General features: G+C 62.1%; 1 pseudogene. It reads right to left on the bottom strand.

Going from position 1 to position 494, the window contains the following annotated elements:
• Nucleotides 1–145: 145 nt before the first annotated feature.
• Nucleotides 146–494 (bottom strand): annotated as a pseudogene (locus BK660_RS30030) (spermidine/putrescine ABC transporter substrate-binding protein); the annotation flags it as partial.

Below are 494 nucleotides of genomic sequence, written 5' to 3'. Positions count from 1 at the left end.
CCCTCCGGGAGAGGGCGGGGGGTGAGGGTGCTTTATTCGCCGTTGCTCTGAAGTCAAAGGCAAAGTCAAAAGCTACCCCCTCACCCCAGCCCTCTCCCCCAGGGGGGCGAGGGGGAAAGGGAGCAGACCGCGTCGTTATTGAGCGCTAGCGGCCACCCATGATCGCGATGTAGTCCTGAGTCCAGCGGCTGTACGGCACAAACTTGCCGCCTTCAGCCTGCGGGGTTTTCCAGAAGGCGATCTTGTCGAACTGGTCGAAACCGTTGGTCTTGCAACCTTCAGCGCCAAGCAATTCGCTCTCCTTGCACGCCGCCGGCACCGCCGGCAACGAACCGAACCACGCCGCCACATCCCCCTGGACTTTCGGTTTCAGCGACCAGTCCATCCACTTGTACGCGCAGTTCGGGTGCTTGGCCTCGGCGTGCAACATGGTGGTGTCGGCCCAGCCCGTAGCGCCTTCTTTCGGAATGGTCGAAGCAATCGGCTGCTTCTCG

This window comes from Pseudomonas brassicacearum (assembly GCF_003732265.1).
Lineage (GTDB): Bacteria > Pseudomonadota > Gammaproteobacteria > Pseudomonadales > Pseudomonadaceae > Aquipseudomonas > Aquipseudomonas brassicacearum_D.
The sequence above is the reverse complement of the archived record's forward strand: the minus strand, read 5'-3'. Positions and strand labels throughout refer to the sequence as shown.